This window comes from Alcanivorax profundi (genome assembly GCF_003597125.1).
GTDB classification, from domain to species: Bacteria; Pseudomonadota; Gammaproteobacteria; order Pseudomonadales; family Alcanivoracaceae; genus Alcanivorax; species Alcanivorax profundi.
The window spans coordinates 636,186-653,451 of sequence record NZ_QYYA01000002.1 but is presented as its reverse complement, the minus strand read 5'-3'; the positions used below and the strand labels follow the sequence as shown (position 1 = coordinate 653,451).

General features: G+C 55.3%; 19 protein-coding genes. 16 read left to right on the top strand and 3 right to left on the bottom strand.

Going from position 1 to position 17,266, the window contains the following annotated elements:
• Positions 1-53 precede the first annotated feature (53 nt).
• The 13 genes from ureC to D4A39_RS08255 all read left to right on the top strand — a co-directional run bounded on the left by ureC (position 54) and on the right by D4A39_RS08255 (position 10,202).
• Positions 54-1,748 (top strand): urease subunit alpha, encoded by a 1,695-nt coding sequence (ureC, locus tag D4A39_RS08320; protein ID WP_306461024.1) that lies wholly within the window; start codon positions 54-56, stop codon positions 1,746-1,748.
• 28 nt (positions 1,749-1,776) lie between these two features.
• Positions 1,777-2,337, top strand: a complete 561-nt coding sequence (ureE, locus tag D4A39_RS08315; RefSeq protein WP_119917870.1) for an urease accessory protein UreE — start codon at positions 1,777-1,779, stop codon at positions 2,335-2,337.
• A 43-nt stretch (positions 2,338-2,380) separates the two neighbouring features.
• A complete protein-coding gene (locus D4A39_RS08310; RefSeq protein WP_158586925.1) occupies positions 2,381-2,959 on the top strand; it encodes a HupE/UreJ family protein in 579 nt (192 codons plus the stop codon).
• Between the two features lie 22 nt (positions 2,960-2,981).
• On the top strand, positions 2,982-3,671 hold the full coding sequence (locus D4A39_RS08305; RefSeq protein WP_119917868.1) for an urease accessory protein UreF: 690 nt from the start codon (positions 2,982-2,984) through the stop codon (positions 3,669-3,671).
• A 117-nt stretch (positions 3,672-3,788) separates the two neighbouring features.
• Positions 3,789-4,436 (top strand): urease accessory protein UreG, encoded by a 648-nt coding sequence (gene ureG / locus D4A39_RS08300; RefSeq protein ID WP_119917867.1) that lies wholly within the window; start codon positions 3,789-3,791, stop codon positions 4,434-4,436.
• A 226-nt stretch (positions 4,437-4,662) separates the two neighbouring features.
• Entirely contained in the window at positions 4,663-5,136 is a 474-nt protein-coding gene (locus D4A39_RS08295) for an SLATT domain-containing protein (protein WP_158586924.1), read from the top strand.
• Position 5,137: 1 nt separating this feature from the next.
• The gene (locus D4A39_RS08290; protein WP_147393897.1) at positions 5,138-5,764 is read left to right on the top strand and encodes a hypothetical protein; all 627 of its coding nucleotides are present in this window, start codon (positions 5,138-5,140) and stop codon (positions 5,762-5,764) included.
• Positions 5,765-6,363: 599 nt separating this feature from the next.
• On the top strand, positions 6,364-6,771 hold the full coding sequence (locus D4A39_RS08280; protein WP_119917863.1) for a hypothetical protein: 408 nt from the start codon (positions 6,364-6,366) through the stop codon (positions 6,769-6,771).
• A gap of 195 nt (positions 6,772-6,966) precedes the next feature.
• Positions 6,967-7,608: a hypothetical protein gene (locus D4A39_RS08275; protein WP_119917862.1), complete on the top strand. Its 642-nt coding sequence runs from the start codon at positions 6,967-6,969 to the stop codon at positions 7,606-7,608.
• Complete coding sequence (locus D4A39_RS08270) at positions 7,595-8,026, top strand: hypothetical protein (protein WP_119917861.1); 432 nt, start codon at positions 7,595-7,597, stop codon at positions 8,024-8,026. The genes D4A39_RS08275 and D4A39_RS08270 overlap by 14 nt, the downstream gene beginning before the upstream one ends.
• A 2-nt stretch (positions 8,027-8,028) precedes the next feature.
• Complete coding sequence (locus D4A39_RS08265; protein WP_119917860.1) at positions 8,029-8,487, top strand: hypothetical protein; 459 nt, start codon at positions 8,029-8,031, stop codon at positions 8,485-8,487.
• 333 nt (positions 8,488-8,820) lie between these two features.
• The gene (locus D4A39_RS08260; protein WP_119917859.1) at positions 8,821-9,012 is read left to right on the top strand and encodes a hypothetical protein; all 192 of its coding nucleotides are present in this window, start codon (positions 8,821-8,823) and stop codon (positions 9,010-9,012) included.
• A gap of 209 nt (positions 9,013-9,221) precedes the next feature.
• Positions 9,222-10,202, top strand: coding sequence for a transposase (locus tag D4A39_RS08255; protein WP_119917858.1), 981 nt, complete (start codon positions 9,222-9,224; stop codon positions 10,200-10,202).
• A 221-nt stretch (positions 10,203-10,423) separates the two neighbouring features.
• On the opposite strand, the gene D4A39_RS08245 is transcribed toward D4A39_RS08255, so the two are convergent.
• Entirely contained in the window at positions 10,424-10,990 is a 567-nt protein-coding gene (locus D4A39_RS08245) for a hypothetical protein (protein WP_102792573.1), read from the bottom strand.
• Positions 10,983-11,435, bottom strand: a complete 453-nt coding sequence (locus tag D4A39_RS08240; RefSeq protein WP_146026896.1) for a hypothetical protein — start codon at positions 11,433-11,435, stop codon at positions 10,983-10,985. The genes D4A39_RS08245 and D4A39_RS08240 overlap by 8 nt, the downstream gene beginning before the upstream one ends.
• Here D4A39_RS08240 and D4A39_RS08235 point away from each other — a divergent pair.
• Positions 11,414-11,971, top strand: a complete 558-nt coding sequence (locus D4A39_RS08235) for a tellurite resistance TerB family protein (protein WP_199699448.1) — start codon at positions 11,414-11,416, stop codon at positions 11,969-11,971. The two genes, D4A39_RS08240 and D4A39_RS08235, sit on opposite strands and share 22 nt — an antisense overlap.
• Positions 11,972-11,989: 18 nt before the next feature.
• Here D4A39_RS08235 and D4A39_RS08230 read toward each other — a convergent pair whose 3' ends face one another.
• Positions 11,990-13,066 (bottom strand): MBL fold metallo-hydrolase, encoded by a 1,077-nt coding sequence (locus D4A39_RS08230; protein ID WP_233552443.1) that lies wholly within the window; start codon positions 13,064-13,066, stop codon positions 11,990-11,992.
• A gap of 150 nt (positions 13,067-13,216) precedes the next feature.
• Here D4A39_RS08230 and D4A39_RS08225 point away from each other — a divergent pair, with 150 nt between their 5' ends.
• Entirely contained in the window at positions 13,217-13,828 is a 612-nt protein-coding gene (locus D4A39_RS08225) for a TetR/AcrR family transcriptional regulator (protein ID WP_102792589.1), read from the top strand.
• A 119-nt stretch (positions 13,829-13,947) separates the two neighbouring features.
• Complete coding sequence (locus D4A39_RS08220) at positions 13,948-17,217, top strand: carboxyl transferase domain-containing protein (protein ID WP_119917855.1); 3,270 nt, start codon at positions 13,948-13,950, stop codon at positions 17,215-17,217.
• The last annotated feature ends 49 nt before the right edge of the window (positions 17,218-17,266 follow it).

Genomic DNA, 17,266 nt, shown 5'->3' with positions numbered 1-17,266 from the left:
CTGATCACAGCCTCAGGCGCTAACGGAATAACAGGAGAACCACCGTGGCAACAATGTCCAGACAGGCCTACGCGGAAATGTTCGGCCCCACCACCGGCGACCGCCTGCGCCTCGCCGATACCGATCTGTGGATCCAGGTGGAAAAGGACTACACCGTCTACGGCGACGAAGTGAAATTCGGCGGCGGCAAGGTAATCCGCGATGGCATGGGCCAGTCTCAGCATCCCTCTGCCAAAGTCATGGATCTGGTCATCACCAATGCCCTGATCATCGATCACTGGGGCATTGTCAAGGCGGACATCGGCATCAAGGCCGGGCGCATCGCCGCCATCGGCAAAGCCGGTAACCCGGATGTGCAGCCCGACGTGGATATCATCGTCGGCCCCGGCACCGATGTGGTAGCAGGCGAGGGCAGCATCGTCACCGCCGGCGGCATCGATTCGCACATTCACTTTATCTGCCCGCAGCAAATCGACGAGGCGCTGGCCTCCGGCGTCACCACCATGATTGGTGGCGGCACCGGCCCCACCACCGGCACCAACGCCACTACGGTTACCCCCGGCCCCTGGAACATGGCGCGCATGCTGGAAGCAGCGGATTCGTTCCCCATGAACCTGGGCTTTCTCGGCAAGGGCAACGCCAGCCTGCCGGAATCGCTCACTGAACAGATCGCCGCCGGCGGCATCGGCCTGAAATTGCACGAAGACTGGGGCACCACCCCCCAAGCCATCGACACCTGCCTCACCGTGGCCGACGACACTGACACCCAGGTGGCAATCCACACCGACACCCTGAACGAATCCGGCTTCGTGGAAGACACCATCGCCGCGTTCAAGGATCGCACCATCCACACCTATCACACCGAAGGGGCGGGCGGTGGCCACGCACCGGACATCATCCGTGCGGCGGGGCTGGCCAATGTGCTGCCATCCTCCACCAACCCCACCCGCCCCTACACCGTGAACACCGCCGATGAGCATCTGGACATGCTCATGGTCTGTCACCACCTGGACCCGAGCATTCCCGAAGACGTGGCCTTCGCCGAATCGCGCATCCGCCGCGAAACCATCGCCGCCGAAGACATCCTCCATGATCTCGGTGCCTTCTCCATGATCGCCTCGGATTCCCAGGCCATGGGCCGCGTCGGTGAAGTGGTCATGCGCACCTGGCAAACCGCCCACAAGATGAAGGTGCAGCGCGGCGCCCTCAAGGGCGATCCCGCCGAGCACGACAACTTCCGCGTCAAACGCTACGTGGCCAAGTACACCATCAACCCGGCCATCGCCCACGGCATGGCCCACGAAATCGGCTCGGTGGAAGTGGGCAAGCTGGCAGATCTGGTGCTGTGGAGCCCGGCCTTTTTCGGCGTGAAACCCAACCTGATCATCAAGGGCGGCATGGTGGCCATGGCCAAGATGGGCGACCCCAACGCCTCCATCCCCACACCGCAGCCGGTGCATTACCGCCCCATGTTCGGCGCCTACGGCAAGGCCCGCCAGGCCACCACCATGACCTTCATCTCACAGGCGGCCATGGATGCCGGCATCCCCGAGCAACTGAAACTGGCCAACCGCATCGGCGTGGTGAAAGGCTGCCGTACCGTGCAGAAGAAAGACATGCTGCTCAACGACTGGCAGCCCAACCTGGAAGTGGACCCGCAAACCTATCAAGTGCGTGCCGATGGCGAACTGCTCACCTGTGAACCGGCGGACGTCCTGCCCATGGCCCAGCGCTACTTCCTGTTCTGACAGCGCGCATTAAGACATTGAGAACACCATGATCGAACTGACGAAAAAACTGAACGAGACCGCCCTGGAAGGCCTGGATGACAGCACGCTGAAAATCCTCAGCCTGCCCATCGATGCGCGCATCAAGAGCCGCCAGAAAGCCCTGCTGGAAAGCGGCGAACCGGTGGGCCTGTTTCTGGAGCGCGGCACCCTGCTGCGCGGCGGCGATGTGCTGACCAACGCCGACGGCGTGCTGGTGAAAGTCATCGCCGCCGACGAAACCGTCTCCACTATCCAGTGCGACGATGCCCTGATGCTCGCCAAGGTGGCCTACCACCTGGGCAACCGCCACGTGCCCCTGCAAATCGAAACCGGCTTCGTGCGCTACCAGCACGACCACGTGCTCGACGACATGGTGCGCCAGCTCCCCGGGGCCGATACCAGCGTCACCGTCAACGTGGAGCAAGCCCCGTTCGAACCGGAAGCGGGCGCCTACCAGCAGGGCGGGGGTCATCACGGTCATTCGCACGGACACTCACACGGACATGGCCATAGCCACTCGCATGACCACGAGCATAGCCACGATCACTCACACGAACACAGCCATTGAGATAACGCGATGCCCCGTGGCGTCGTCACGAAAGGAGCACACCATGAAACACCTCACTCGCAAGGCCAGCACCGCGGCCCTCACCCTGGCCACTGTCGCCCTGCCTGCCACCGCTCTGGCTCACACCGGTGATCACGTGCACGGCGGCCTGATGGCGGGCCTTACCCACCCCGTCACCGGCCTGGATCACCTGGTGGCCCTGGTGCTGTTCGGCGCCTTGCTGGCCGGCACCACCCTCAAGGAAAAACAACTGGGCTTTGTCGCCGCCGGCATCAGTCTGGCCGCCGGCTTCGCCGGTGGCGTGGCCCTCGGCGGTCACGTGGCCATGGAAGCCGTGATCACCGGTTCTGCCCTGCTGTTCGCCGCCGCCCTGGCGTTCCCGGCCAGCGTGCGCGGCAAGGCCGCCTGCGCCGTCGCCTTCCTGCTGGGCGCCCACGGCTGGGCCCACGGCGTGGAAATGACCGGCAGCCTGGCCGGCTTTGGAGCCGGCTTTATGGCCAGCTCGGTACTGCTGATGCTGGCAGGCCTGCCGCTGGGCCAACAGATCCAGAAAATCGCCCCGGCCCTGCGTGCCGTACTGGCTGCCGGTGCAGCCCTGGGCCTGATGCTGCTGGCGGGCTGATAACAACGATGAGCACCGCATCATGAGCAACAGTGCCTTCTTCCGCCTGCAGCAACTGATCAGCCCGTCGCTGCCCATCGGTGCCTTCACCTATTCGCAAGGCATGGAATGGGCAGTGGAGTGCGGCTGGATCAAGGATGCGGACGACGTCTACGTGTGGCTCGATGGCCTGCTGGAGAGCAGCGTTGGCGCCCTGGAGCTGCCGGTACTGGCACGGCTCTACCACGCCAGCCAGCAGCAGGATCTCGCTGCCTTCAGTCACTGGGCCGACACCCTGCTGGCCTGGCGGGAAACCAGTGAGCTGCGCGCCGAGGAATGCCAGCGCGGCCAGGCCCTCACCATGGTGCTGGACAAACTGCCCGAAGCCGCCGGCTGGCCCGAGCTGCAACAGCAGGAATGGCGCGATGCCCTGGCCCAGACCCAACTGGCCGGCTTCGCCCTGGCCTGCGCCCGTTGGCACGTGGATCTGGAACAGGCCCTTAATGGCTACCTGTGGAGCTGGCTGGAAAACATGGTCATCGTCGCGGTGAAACTCATCCCCCTTGGCCAGAGCGATGGCCAGCGGGTGCTCTACCGCTTCAGCGACCAACTGGCAGCCATCACAAAGCAGGCCATGGCCCTGGACGACGATGACATCGGCTCCTCGTCCCCCGCCATGGCCATCGCCAGCAGCCTCCACGAAACCCAATACTGCCGGTTATTTAGATCCTGAAGAACGCCGTAGGAGCTTGCCTGCAAGCGATCCTGTCCTGATCGCCTGCTTACCACGCTCCTGCAACCCCGGAACAAGGGGAAAACAAATACCCCCTGTGGGAAAACGGAGACAACCATGACAACCGAACATAAATCCCCCCTGCGCGTCGGCATCGGCGGCCCGGTCGGCTCCGGCAAAACCGCCCTGCTGGAAAAACTCTGCAAAGCCATGCGCGACGACTACCACATCGCCGTGGTCACCAACGACATCTACACCAAGGAAGACCAGCGCATCCTCACCGAAGCCGAAGCCCTGGAGCCGGAACGCATCGTCGGCGTGGAAACCGGCGGCTGCCCCCACACCGCCATCCGCGAAGATGCCTCCATGAATCTGGCGGCAGTAGAAAACCTGGCCCGCAAATTCGGCAACCTGGACGTAGTGTTCGTGGAAAGCGGCGGCGACAACCTCAGCGCCACCTTCTCACCGGAACTGGCGGATCTCACCATCTACGTGATCGACGTGGCCTCCGGCGAGAAGATCCCCCGTAAGGGCGGGCCGGGTATCACCAAGTCGGATCTGCTGGTGATCAACAAGATCGATCTGGCCGATCTGGTGGGGGCGGATCTGGGGATCATGGAATCGGATACCAACCGGATGCGCGGGGATAAGCCCTGGGCGTTTTCGAATCTGCGGAATGATGTGGAGGGGTTGGAGAAGATTATTGGGTTTATTGTGGAGGAGGGGATGTTGAAGAGTCATGCGGAGAAGATGATGGCGGGGTGATATTGCCTTGAGTTAAGGGCGGCAGGGATTGCGGCCTGGGTTGGTTTGGCGCCGGGATGGTGGTATTTGTTGAGGCCGGTCGGAAGTCCGGCTATTTTGTTTTGAGGCGGGGAGATTAAAGCTAGTTGATTTCATTGTTGTATAGGGTGGATTGATAAAGTCGGCCTGCTTGGTTGTTAAACAAAATATGATTCCCAAGTGCCTAGTAAGAAAAAGGGGTAAAGTTGTGTCCGCTCACCATTATTCATCGTTAAATAAATTGATAGTGGAAATTGAGAATAGAAGGAATGATTTTAATGGCAAGAGAAGAAAGAATCAGCGTAGCTACAATTTAACATCCAAAGGACAAATTATTGCTTCTTCAATCACGACGTTCCTTATAGCAATAAATGTGGAGTTGGATATTTCATTTATCGCCTTCCTTGCAATCGGAGTAAGCGCTCTTAGCAGCGTTTTTGGGTCATTTCTCGCAAAATATATGTATTCAGAAAGACTTGCTCATAATATACAGACGGTATGTGCGCTTAGTGAGCTGAAGTTCAATATAGAGATGGATATGGAAAAGGAAATGGACGATCCAGATAACCACCGAATTACCATGGAAGTAATAGATGAATTTAAGGATCGATATCAAAATATCTTGGATCAAGCTAATTCTGAATGGCAAAAAAACCTTAAGATAAGCCGTAAGAAAAAGTAAAATGTTTTCGTCTAAAATAGTTACTTTCAATAAAATAAATTTTTTAAATAAACTTTCTGATGGATTCAAAATCACTAATAAATCTCACAGGGAATACTTTAACCTTGGGCATCCGTTAGAAAGTCCGCCAACCCTGCGAGGGTCAATGGTTGTTGAATTTAAAATGAGCTTCATTCTTGACAATGAAGAGTTTTTTGAGTACGGGAGTCCTGTCGATATTGGAGGTTTAAGCGCTGGATATATCGGCCTGGAAAATTATAAAGCTTCAGATCTTAAGGTTAACTTTTTCGATTTTGATAAAATTATTTCTGAAATATCTGCGGTTAGATTCTATGAAAGGCAGAAGTTTTTGGAGCACGAAATTACTGAATCCGTGTATGGGATACTAAAGAGTAATTTTAATAATGATTTAGCTGATTTTATTCGATTCGATGAAAACCCACACTCACGGTTGTTCGAGTTTTGCTTGGCTGGTGGATATAAGATAAACGAGGATCATGTCCAAAAAATACATATACCCAACACTTATAAAAATAGCCTGTTAATGAAAAGAATTTCCGATCGCTTCAAAGGAAGGGTTTTAACTTTTAATCCTAAGTACGGATTTGAGAGCAGAAATGTGGGATAAAGGTGATTATTACATTGTCGGTCTCTATGAAGAGATGGTGGATGATATATATCCAACACATTTCACTCCAATAATCGCTGAACGGAAATATGGGTTATACCGGCGCTGGAATTACATAGTTAAAAAGCCATACGAAATCGAGCTTAAAAGCCCTGTGAGTTCGTTTAAAGAAAATCACGAAGATCTATTTCCTGTGAAAACCATGCACTATGTCGATCCAATAAAATTAAATTGTAGGACGCAGGTTATAGGTCTAGGTCGCGATAGAATCTTGGCTTCCGATAGTAAGGCGAAACTGGTTCTTAATGTGGCAACTTCAGTTCTCACGCGATGGTCTTATAGTGGCTACTTAGATAGAGCAATGATAACTCTTCGGAATATAGTTGAGTGATTGCTGCGTAGAAGAACGAAGAGTGCAGTCAGGCCCCCCATTTTCCAGCAACAAAGGACACGTACCTCTTTGCGGATCCTATGTAGGTCTCGGCTGACACGTTAAATGGTTATCGGTCTGAAGAAGTTGTACGTGCCCCCGGATTTTTTCTTAAGATCCATCGTATTGAAGGATAAAACGAGGTCTACCGGAGCAAGGAGGATATTCCATGGAATTGGATATAAATATAAGGTTGATTTCGATCTGCTTGAAAAATACCAGAGTTTTTTCTGAGATTTTGCGTTTATCGCTTCTCGCCATGGCGGTTTTCGGGTTTTTGGCCAACGCTAAATGGTTTGATATTGGCGGATCGTTTCTTTTCCTGATGGTTGCAGTCGTGCTTTTCTCGGTCTTAGCTGCTTGCGACTTGGGGTATCGGTATTTTTCTAATGAAGACATGTTTTATCATGTGAGAGCCCTGCGTGGAGAGATCAGGCTGAATGTTTTGGGGCGGGATAAAGAAAATAGGAATCGATATTTTAAACTGTCTGAAGATCTCATTAAGGCGAGCGTGGTCTTTCTGGTAAGTGCTTCCTTAGTCTTGTCTGTCGGGTTGGCGGGTGGCCTCAATGCTTAGTAAGATGAAACCAATAATGTGGGAAACAACAAAGGGAAAGCACCTCTTTCGGATACCTAAGTGAAATGTCGAAAGAATAGGGCCAGGTCTCCTGTTTCCCATCCTTGGGCCACCTTCCAGGCTGCTGTGGATTGGGGATTTCCGCGAAAGCTCGTGGGTTTCTTTTGCCTTTTGGTTGCTGGGTTGAAATAGGTTATGAAATTTTCCGTTCTGATTGGGTCGCATGCGAGGGGGGATGCTAATCAGTATTCCGATTGTGATGTACTATTAATTAACACAAGTAAAATGGATTTCGATGAAGATTGTCTTCCGATTCAAGCGCGAAAGCATGTTAACTATATCGATTATGATTCCGACACCTTTTTAAGGCTGCATGAGATAGGTAGTCTTTTTGTTTATCATGTTTTGCATGAAGGGATGCTGCTGTCTGGTTCGCTTGTCGAATGGAGGGGTTGGAGGGAGAGTTTTTCCGTCCAAACTAACTATTTGGTTGAGCTTGATCACATAGTAAAAGTTACAGATTTCCTATCTAGGACAGGTATGTTTGGTGGCAAGTACCTTACCCCGCTTGTTAATGCATTTACAGAAATAAAAAACGCGTGCATTTTCTATCTTGCCCATAATGGAGTCTATGAATTTAATAAGATGAAATGCTTTGATGCGTGCGCGCAGTTCGTTGATGAATTTTCTCGCATTAAGGAATTGAAGAGGTTTTATGACTATTCTGTTCGTGGAATGAGCTTGGAGCTGCCTTTTAATCCGAACGATGAAGATTGTAAGGGCGTGCTGGAGGATGTCCATGTGATGGCAAGGAGACTCCGAGATGCCTGTAAGTGAAGGTATACTTACTGAAATTTCATCGCTTTACTATGGGTTTAAGAATTCCGCAGATGTCGCTGACTATCTTTTTAAAAATCGAAAAGAGATTCGAATAATTTCAGACTCTTTGTGGGAGCAATCAGTAGAAAATATTTTTGGCGTTAAGCCAAAAAATTATTTGCATGCGATGCAAATTATTAACAAAAATAAGCATGAGATTTCTGATCAAGAGGACATTGCTGTCGTAAATGCATTACATGAAGTTTTGCTGGAGTATGATGTAATTATTGATAAAAGATATATCGATATATCAAAGTCGTTGTTGCCATTGTTTGTCGGAGATCTGAAAAGGTTATGTATCGCCCTCGCATCGCATAGTGCTCACTTAGAAAGGCTTCCGGCAGCAAAGTTGTTAAAAATCCTGCGGAGAGTGTGACTGTGTCTTCTTCAGAGCCTAATGATCTCGATGCTACGGCTGTTCTGTCTAAGGGTTGGGAGATCGTGCAGGAGCTTGCGAAGTCAAATGGCGAGTCGGCCTGGAATATTCGTGCTTGGGGAATTAGTGTTTGGTGCGCTCTTTTGGCGTATGGGTACACGAGTGTAAAGAAAGAGATTCTTGTGGTTGCTGTTGTTCTTTTGGTTGTTGTTTTTTTGATCGAGATTGGAATTAGGCAGGTTCAGTATAAGTTTATTGAGAGATCGCTTGAGATCGAGCATTGTTTGAATCAGATGCTGGCTGGTTCGGGCTTTATTCTGCCTGAGAGCGGCGTGTCTACGAATATCTCGACCCCTTCTTTTGCAGACATGCTGGCTATGTTGTCGATACGCAGATGGTTGATTTGGTTTCCATATTTATTGCTTTTGATATTTACATTGGGTGCCATTAAGAATTTTTGAACGAGACGGATAGTGGTGTCAGCGATGGATAATAGTGGTTAATCGGGGACACCCACGAATTGGCAGATTTCCTACACGATAATCGGGGACACGCATGAATCGGGGCCTGGGATTCGGGGTCAGGTCTCGCATCGTGCGCCAGTATGCACGGTGCAAGATCTGACCCCAATGTTTGCTGGTATTTATCCTTTTGAGTGGGGCTAATTGCTAAATGATATATAGGGATGGAAATATATTGGTAATCGTGGACACGCATGAATTGGGGGCTGATGGAAGCGGGACTGCGTAATTTAGCCAATTATTCCATTCGTAACTGGATAGAAAGAGGTCTGCATGACAAAGGCCATGTTAACCGCGCTAGTCCTTGCGCTGACAACAAATACCGTACAGGCAGAAATGACAATAGGTAAGTTAGCCGAAGTCTGCTCGCCTGGTGGTATTGAATATCCAAATGCAAAGGTTCCAGAGACGCCCGAAGAGAAATTTGGCCAAGCATTCGTAAGCGAGCTTGTCGGTGGCGTCTGATCGGCGATCGGGGACACGCATCCATTGGGGGGACTGACGGTGTTTGTGGTTGTTCTCTGATGTAGTTGGGTTTGAGTAGTCAGTAGTGTCAGCTAGTCGGGGACACGCATGAATTGGGGGATGTCTTACACGGTTCGTGGTTGTTGACCGATATTGATGGGTTCGGGTAGTCAGTAGTGTTGGGTGAAGGATAAGCAAGGAGGCTTGTCATGACCCGAGCGCGTTATAGCCAGGTATCGCTGGATTCCACGTCTTACTATCACTGTATCTGCCGCTGTGTGCGGCGGGCCTTTCTGTGTGGCCAGGATCATTATTCCGGTCAGGATTATGAACATCGCAGGCAATGGGTGGTGGACCGCCTTGCTGTGTTGGGTGAAGTGTTTGCCATTGATCTTTGTGCCTATGCGGTGATGTCCAATCACTACCATGTGGTGCTTCGTATTAACCAGAAGAAAGCCTTGAGCTGGTCGGATCAGGAAGTGGCAGAGCGGTGGATGCAGCTGTTCAACGGGCCGTTGATCGTCAAGCGTTGGCTCAAGGGTGAGACTGAAGCGGCAGAAAACCTGAAGGCTGAAGAAATCGTGCAGACCTGGCGAGAGCGCCTGTATGACCTTGGCTGGTTCATGAAGTGTCTGAATGAGTATCTGGCCCGAAAGGCCAATGAGGAAGATTGTTGTAAGGGCCGGTTCTGGGAAAGCCGCTACAAGTGTCAGGCATTACTGGATGAGAAAGCGGTGCTGCAGTGTATGGCCTATGTGGATCTCAATCCTGTACGGGCGGATATGGCGCATACGCCTGAAGGTTCCGATTACACCTCTATTCAGCAACGTTCAGAAGCGATCAGGTCAGAGGTTGGTGATAAGCAAAAGCCAAACCTTTTACCTCTGGTTGATGAAAATACCATCGAGACAACGCATGAGGATACGGTATGTCGTTTTCGGCTGATGGATTACCTGGAGCTTGTGGATAGTACGGGTCGCGCTGTCCGCGATGACAAGCGTGGCGCAATCTCAGCACATGCGGCAGGTGTGCTGGATCGTCTGGGAATAGATGAGAAGGCGTGGTTAGCCCATATGAAGCCGAAACAGCAACGGAAGCCCATTGCATTGGGTGCGTTGGATAAGCTGAAAGAGTACGCACAGATGACAGGACGTAAATGGATTGCGGGGCAAAGCCTGGCGGGATGGTAAATTGCTATTTTTGCTGATTAAATTTATGCGTGTCCCGTGTTTCTCGTGTTTCTCCCGTGTTTCGCGTTGGATAGACCTCGTACTCTTTATCATTGAAATAAGCAGCCATTGATAAGACACACTGCCCCAAGGCCACGAGATAGCATGTTTCTTTCTTCTGAAAGGCATGAGTCGAGGAAGCAAATACGAGCCCAATAGAAATAATAAATAAACGCAACATGTTAGACATCTCCATATCTTTCTTTAACCAGCGTCGTAAATTTCGTTGGCAAATCCGGACCAGCGAACAGCTCACAACCTGTCGTTTCAACAATTTTATCCACGAAGGAAAAGTACTCCTTTGGATCGACATCCCAAGGAAAGTGTATAAAACGAAACAGAGCTAAATCCCCTGCCCTCCAGTGTGGAGTCTTCGACAAACACAAGTCCAATTGAAACAATTTTTCAGTATGGATCGCCGAAGTAGCCGGAGGAGGCCGACAACTCATGCGAACATAGTTATACCGACCTATATCGTAAGACTTTTTCCATTTAAACCACCAAACACTAAAAGTACTGGTGATGTTATTCCGATTAACTTTCACTATTACTCTTAAGTTAAGCAATACCAATGCACCAACCAGCAAAGGCAGTCCGACGACACTCATAACTCCAAAGATATCAAAGCGGTAGAGCATGAATAGATCGATGGCGAAAAATGGCAAGGACATAAACAACATAATCCTTCCACCATTTTCCTTTGAATCTGACCAATTGCTTTCAAATTCAAAAGTATTCTGATCAACCACATGGCTCTCCATACGTAAATTCATCCCAAACTACAATGTACTCCTCGAAGCCGAAGCTAGTTTCGAAAATTCCGGCCAGCATTATTTTCGCAGAGACTCGCGCGACACCGCCCAACTTCCGGACCGCCCCGCCTGCACACCCGCCAGACGAACAACTATCACCCTCGTAAACAGCTGCGCTGAAATCGACGGCTGCTGTAGCAGCGACCGTAGTTTCTCCACCTACGCCAAATAAATCCGTACATTTCTTATCACCATTATCCATGCATTCTTTGATAGTAACTTCGAGCAAAACAGACACACCAACCTCGGCACGACCAGATGCTTTGACAAGACCTTTAGTACAAGGCTCTTCGTCCTTACATTTGCTGACTTCATGATTAATAGACCCGCCAAAGTTCATGCTACCGCGCCCAAGCGCTCCTGCTTCAATTTTCCCAGACACACGGAAACCCCAACCCAGGTACTGATCTGGAACGGAGACTGCGACACCCAATCCTGGGGCTGGCCGGTGTCGGTGTGTTGGCCTGGAAGACCTACCAGAATTACCAGACCGGCAGCCAGGCCCAGGGGCAGCCTGCCGCAGCACAACAGGGTCAGCCGCTGGATCAGCTGCAAGGCGCAGATCAGGAGCGCCGGGGTCTGGAAATCCTTCAGGCGATGATCATGGCCGCCCGTGCCGATGGGCACATTGATGCCAATGAACGTGCCCTGCTGACCCGGGAAATCGAGCAGCTGGGCGCCGATGACGAACTGCATGCCTGGATACAGACCCTGTTCGATGCGCCCCTGGATGCCAGTGCGCTGGCAGCCATGGCCGATTCTCCCCAGGCCGCTCGCGAAATCTATCTGGTCAGTGTGGTGATGGTGGACGAACAGAACCCCATGGAACGCGCCTGGCTGGACCAGCTCGCCTCTGCCCTGACGTTGGACGCAGGGCTGGCCGCTGAGCTGGAACAGCAGGTGCTGGCGCCGCGCTGAGGCCCGTGCAGCGTGTGATTAACGCTGGCGGGCCTTGAGGGCGGCGGCGTCCTGTTCGGCCCCGGCGAGAGCGGCTTCCAGCAAGGCGGGTTCCGCTTCGTCGCGCCACCAGAAAGCGGTTTTGCCTGGCTGTTGCACGGTCACCTGGGTGCCCATGATGGGGGTCAGCAGGGTGACATTACGTTCCCAGGCTGCGGCGGCGGCCCGCTCCAGAGGTTCAAACCAGTCATGCAGCGCCAGATCGAATGTGCTGTTGTGGATGGGGAGCATGGCGCGGCCCTTGAGATCAAGATGCGCCTGTACGCTCTGTTCCGGCAGCATATGCACCTTGCTCCACAACAGGTTATAGGCGCCGGTTTCGATCAGGGTCAGGTCAAAGGGCCCCAGCCGTTCGCCGATTTCCCGGAAGCCCCCGAAGTAACCGCTGTCGCCACTGAAGAACAGGTTGCCACCCTGTCCCTTGATCGCCCAGCTGGCCCACAGGGTTTCATCCCGGTCGGAAAGGCCGCGGCCGGAAAAATGCTGGGCCGGTGTGGCGGTAAACTGCAGGCTGGCAATCCGGTGGGACTGCCACCAGTCCAGCTCGACGATCTTGTCGTCGGCAATGCCCCAGCGGCGCAGGTGATTGCCCACTTTCAGCGGTACCAGATAGGTGCCGACCTTGTTGTCCAGCGCCAGCAGGCTGTCGCGATCGAGGTGATCATAGTGGTCGTGGCTGATGACCACGGCGGTAATGGTGGGCAGGTCGTCGAGCGCAAAGGGCAGGGGGTGAAACCGTTTCGGGCCGGCCCACTGCACTGGTGAGGCGCGGTCACTGAAGACCGGATCGGTCAGCACGGTGTGGCCGTCCAGCTGGATCAGAATGCTGGAGTGGCCCAGCCGATACACGGTGGCCTGGTCACCGGGCGCAGACAGTTCACCCGCCGGGATCTGGCGCAGTGGCAGCGGGGCGGTGGGGCTGGGAGCCTTGCGCTCGGTGCGCAGGTACATCTTGGCGATTTCCCACAGGTTGCTGGCGGCGGCGCTGCCGGCCATACCGGTGTTATAGAACTTCTGCTCCGGTGTGGAACAGGCCTTGAACAGACTCACTGCCATAACGAGGACTCCTGCAAATACCAGCCAGCGTATTTTCATGACGCACCAATAAAGTAAACTATACGGTGTAGTGTATATGGGTTTTGGGAAAAGTAAACTGCTTAGTGTAAAATGCGCCCCGACCCGGATTGCCTGGACAGTGAATCGACCATGACCGAACACAAACCGACCCGAAGCGAACTGAAGCGCCAGGCCATCCTGCAGGCGGCCCGTGATGCGTTTCAGGAGCGCGGGGTGCACAGCACCAGCATGGACGAGCTGGCCGCGTTGGCGTCGGTGTCCAAGCGCACGGTGTATAACCACTTTGCCAGCAAGGAAGCGCTGATCATGGCGCTGATGACCGAGCTGTGGCAGCAGGCCACCCTGCATGAAGGGCGCGATTACGAGCCCGGTGTGGCGTTGCATTCGCAACTGTGTGATTTGCTCGAGTCGGAAATCGAGGTGATCTGCAGTCAGGAATACATCGAGCTCAACCGGGTGGCGTTCGACCATTTTCTGCATCAGCCGCAGGCGCTGCGTGAACAGGTGGAAAAACTGTCTGCCCATGAGCCGGCCACCCGCCGCTGGATTCGGGCCGCGGTGGCCGACGGTCGCCTGGCGGAACTGGATGACGAGATTGCCAGCCAGCAACTCCATAACCTGATCAAGGGCAGCTGCTTCTGGCCGCAGTTGATGCAGATTGCCCCTTTGCTTGGCGCCCAGGAGCGGCACGATCTGGCGTCGCGCACGGCGGCGTTATTTTTGAGTCACTATCAGGCCTGAGCGCCGTCTTGCGGTATTAACCCAATGCATGCTTCCCCATGCGTAGGGATCAATGTCATCACTCCCCCGCTCTGGCTACACTGTGGTCTTTGTGCTTTTGCCCAAGACTGGAGTTCGCCGTGCCCGCCCCCTTTGCTGCCATCCTGATTGCCAACCGAGGCGAGATCGCCATCCGTATTGCCAACGCCTGTGCGGATCTGGGTATCCGTTCGCTGGGGGTGTTTGCCGAGGATGATCAGGCGTCCCTGCACGTGCGTCAGGTGGATGAGGCCGTCGCGCTGCCGGGCAGGGGCGTGCCGGCGTACCTGAACGGCGCGCAGCTGATTGCCGTTGCCCGTGAACATGGCTGTGAGGCGATTCATCCCGGTTACGGGTTTCTTGCCGAGAATGCGGCCTTTGCCGAGGCGTGTGCCGAGGCAGGGCTGACGCTGATCGGGCCGGGGGCGGACACGCTGCGGTTGTTTGGCGACAAGGCGGCAGCCCGGGCGTTGGCGGCGCGTTGCCAGGTGCCGCTGGTGCAGGGCACCGATCAGGCAGTGACACTGGAACAGGCCCAGGCCTTCATGGCCGCGTTGAATGGCAGTGGCGTGATGGTCAAGGCCCTGAGTGGTGGCGGCGGCCGAGGTATGCGAGCGGTTACTGACCCGGCCGATCTGGCCGCCGCCTATGCCCGTTGCCAGTCGGAAGCGCAGGCCGCCTTTGGTGATGACGCCGTCTATGTGGAGCAGCTGGTAAGCGCCGCCCGGCATATCGAAGTGCAGGTGCTGGGCGATGGCAGTGGGGCGGTGAGTCATCTGTGGGAGCGCGACTGCACCCTGCAGCGCCGCCACCAGAAGCTGGTGGAATTTGCTCCCGCGCCGGGGCTGGACCCGGCCCTGCGCGATCGCATTATCGACAGCGCCCTGACGCTGGCCCGGGAAGTGAAATACCACGGCATTGGCACCTTCGAGTTTCTGGTGGAACCGGAACAGGATCGCTTCTACTTCATGGAAGCCAATCCGCGGGTGCAGGTGGAACATACGGTGACCGAGCAGATCACCGGCGTGGATCTGGTGCAGAGCCAGATTCGTCTGGCGGCCGGTGCCAGCCTGGCGGATCTGCAACTGGAGACGCCGCCGGGGTATGACGGTATGGCGGTACAGCTGCGGGTGAATCTGGAAACCCTCAAGCCAGATGGCGGCACCACGCCAGCGGCGGGCACGCTCACCGCCTACGAGCCTGCCAGCGGGCCGGGGATTCGCGTGGATGGTTACGGCTATGCCGGTTATGCGGTCAGCCCTGCCTACGATTCCCTGTTGACCAAACTGATTGTCTCGGGTGCGGATTATCCTGCTGTGCTGCAGCGCGCCCGTCGCGCCTTGAAGCAAACGCGCATCGCGGGCGTAAACAGCAACCTGCCGCTGCTGCAGGCGCTGTTGGCCAGTGACGATGTGCAGGCCAACGCGGTGACCACCCGGTATGTGGAAACCCATCTTGACCAGTTGCTGGCGGCCCTGCCGGAAGAGGTCGCTTCCGATCTGCCGGTGACAACGACAACGCAGATTGAAAACGTCATTACCCCGGCCGGTTGTGAAGCACTGCTCAGCCCCACCACTGGCGTGTTGGTGTCGTTACTGGTGAAGGCCGGCGCCACCGTGCAGGAGGGCCAGGTGGTGGCCGTGCTGGAAGCCATGAAAATGGAATTCGAAGTGCGTGCCACGGTGGCGGGGCGTGTGCATAGTCTGGCGGCCCGGGAGGGCGATGCCCTCAATGAAGCATCGCCATTGCTGTTTGTGGAGCCGGGTGAGGTGCAGGGCGATGCCATCGCCACGGAAGAAAGCGTGGACCTGGACCATATCCGCAAGGACCTGGCCGAGGTACTGGATCGGCATCAGGCCATCAGTGATGCGGGCCGGCCGAAGGCGGTGGAGAAACGCCAAAGCAAGGGCAAGCGCACGGCACGGGAAAACCTGGACGACCTGCTGGACGGCGACAGCTTCCAGGAATACGGCGCCATGGCGCTGGCCGCCCAGCGTCGTCGCCGCAGCAGTGAAGAATTGCAGGCCATGAGCCCGGCAGATGGTTTGATTGGCGGCACCGGCACCGTTAATGCCGAACAGTTTGGTGAGTCGGCCGCGCGGGTCATGGCGATGAGCTACGACTACACCGTGTTTGCCGGCACCCAGGGGATGATGAACCACAAGAAGACCGACCGGCTGTTGCAGCTGGCCGGGCAGTGGAAGATGCCGCTGGTGTTGTTTGCCGAGGGCGGTGGTGGCCGCCCCGGCGATACGGATTTTGTCGGCGTGGCCGGGCTGGATTGCCACACCTTTGCGGCTATGGCTACGTTGTCCGGCCAGGTGCCGCTGGTGGGCATTGGCTCTGGCCGTTGCTTTGCCGGCAATGCTGCTCTGCTGGGGTGTTGCGATGTGATTATCGCCACCGAGGATGCCACTATCGGCATGGCCGGCCCGGCCATGATTGAAGGCGGTGGCCTGGGCCGGTTCACCCCGGAACAGGTGGGCCCGGTGAGCGTGCAGGCCCCCAACGGGGTCGTGGATGTGTGTGTGCGCGACGAGGCCGAGGCCGTGGCGGTGGCCAAACGCTACCTGTCCTATTTTCAGGGCTCGGTGACAGACTGGCAGGCAGCAGACCAGCGGGAACTACGCCACCGCATTCCGGAAAAACGCACCCGCGTGTACGACATCCGCACCCTGATTGAGACCCTGGCCGATACGGGTTCCGTGCTGGAGTTGCGCAAGGCATTTTCCCCGGGAATGATCACGGCGCTGGTGCGCATCGAAGGCAAACCGTTCGGTCTGATTGCCAATGATCCGACCTGTTTGGGCGGCGCGATTGATGCCGTGGGTGGCGACAAGGCTGCCCGTTTCATGCAGCTGTGCGAAGCGTTTGGGCTGCCGATGATTTCCCTGTGCGATACCCCCGGCTTCATGGTCGGGCCGGAAGCGGAAAAGCAGGCCACGGTGCGTCATGTGTCGCGCATGTTCGTTACCGCCGCCAGCCTGACCATTCCGTTTTTTACCTTGGTGCTGCGCAAGGGCTACGGCCTTGGGGCCCAGGCCATGGCCGCCGGCAGTTTTCATTCGCCCTTGTTCACCGCTGCCTGGCCCAGTGCCGAGTTTGGTGCCATGGGCCTGGAAGGGGCGGTGCGATTGGGCTTTGCCAAGGAGCTGGCGGCGCAGCCCACCCCCGAGCGCCAGCAACGGCTGTTCGACAAGCTGGTGGCCAAGGCCTACCAGCAAGGCAAGGCGCTCAACATGGCCAGCTTCCTGGAAATCGATGCGGTGATTGATCCGGTAGAGAGTCGCCAGTGGATCTTGCGCGGGTTGAATGCGTCCGGCTTCAAGACCGGCTCCCACGGTGGCCGTCCGTTTGTGGATACGTTCTGAACGCGCGGTAGGAGCGTCGGTTATTCGCTCTGCTCACCCTTAGGGCCGC

Excerpts from the sequence above, each read along its gene's own strand:
- ureC (WP_306461024.1), top strand. The coding sequence starts at position 54 with ATGTCCAGACAGGCCTACGCGGAAATGTTCGGCCCCACCACCGGCGAC.
- ureE (WP_119917870.1), top strand. The coding sequence starts at position 1,777 with ATGATCGAACTGACGAAAAAACTGAACGAGACCGCCCTGGAAGGCCTG.
- D4A39_RS08310 (WP_158586925.1), top strand. The coding sequence starts at position 2,381 with ATGAAACACCTCACTCGCAAGGCCAGCACCGCGGCCCTCACCCTGGCC.
- D4A39_RS08305 (WP_119917868.1), top strand. The coding sequence starts at position 2,982 with ATGAGCAACAGTGCCTTCTTCCGCCTGCAGCAACTGATCAGCCCGTCG.
- ureG (WP_119917867.1), top strand. The coding sequence starts at position 3,789 with ATGACAACCGAACATAAATCCCCCCTGCGCGTCGGCATCGGCGGCCCG.
- D4A39_RS08290 (WP_147393897.1), top strand. The coding sequence starts at position 5,138 with ATGTTTTCGTCTAAAATAGTTACTTTCAATAAAATAAATTTTTTAAAT.
- D4A39_RS08280 (WP_119917863.1), top strand. The coding sequence starts at position 6,364 with ATGGAATTGGATATAAATATAAGGTTGATTTCGATCTGCTTGAAAAAT.
- D4A39_RS08275 (WP_119917862.1), top strand. The coding sequence starts at position 6,967 with ATGAAATTTTCCGTTCTGATTGGGTCGCATGCGAGGGGGGATGCTAAT.
- D4A39_RS08270 (WP_119917861.1), top strand. The coding sequence starts at position 7,595 with ATGCCTGTAAGTGAAGGTATACTTACTGAAATTTCATCGCTTTACTAT.
- D4A39_RS08260 (WP_119917859.1), top strand. The coding sequence starts at position 8,821 with ATGACAAAGGCCATGTTAACCGCGCTAGTCCTTGCGCTGACAACAAAT.
- D4A39_RS08255 (WP_119917858.1), top strand. The coding sequence starts at position 9,222 with ATGACCCGAGCGCGTTATAGCCAGGTATCGCTGGATTCCACGTCTTAC.
- D4A39_RS08230 (WP_233552443.1), bottom strand. The coding sequence starts at position 13,066 with ATGGCAGTGAGTCTGTTCAAGGCCTGTTCCACACCGGAGCAGAAGTTC.
- D4A39_RS08225 (WP_102792589.1), top strand. The coding sequence starts at position 13,217 with ATGACCGAACACAAACCGACCCGAAGCGAACTGAAGCGCCAGGCCATC.